Raw genomic sequence first — 320 nt, 5'->3', positions numbered from 1 at the left:
TTGTTATTTTTAAACAAAGGAGTAAGCTGAGAGCCATTGCCTATGTTTGTGAAAAGATCTTGCATTAAATTATCAGAGTTTTGAAAAAGATTTCTACCTTGTTGATTAAGTAAGATACCTACTGAAACACAGTTTCTAAAGTAAAAATCAATATTTTTTTGTAAAGTTGCATCAATAGCCGAAAGCTTTACGCTTGGTAAAGTACTCATCACTTGAAGTGAAAAACCTAAACCTGCATTAGAGAAATTTGTAGATTGTGGAGTTGAAAAATGTTTTTCCATAGCTTCTAGGATAACCTTCTCAAATTGTGTCATTAATGC

1 protein-coding gene is annotated in these 320 nt (G+C 31.2%); it reads right to left on the bottom strand.

The features are described from left to right. Positions 1–320: conjugal transfer protein TraG (locus ELQ11_RS09765; protein ID WP_166739191.1), on the bottom strand; the 320-nt coding region annotated here is incomplete at both ends.

The sequence above is a fragment of the Campylobacter sp. US50a genome (assembly GCF_004379015.1).
GTDB classification, from domain to species: Bacteria; Campylobacterota; Campylobacteria; order Campylobacterales; family Campylobacteraceae; genus Campylobacter_D; species Campylobacter_D jejuni.
The sequence above is the reverse complement of the archived record's forward strand: the minus strand, read 5'-3'. Positions and strand labels throughout refer to the sequence as shown.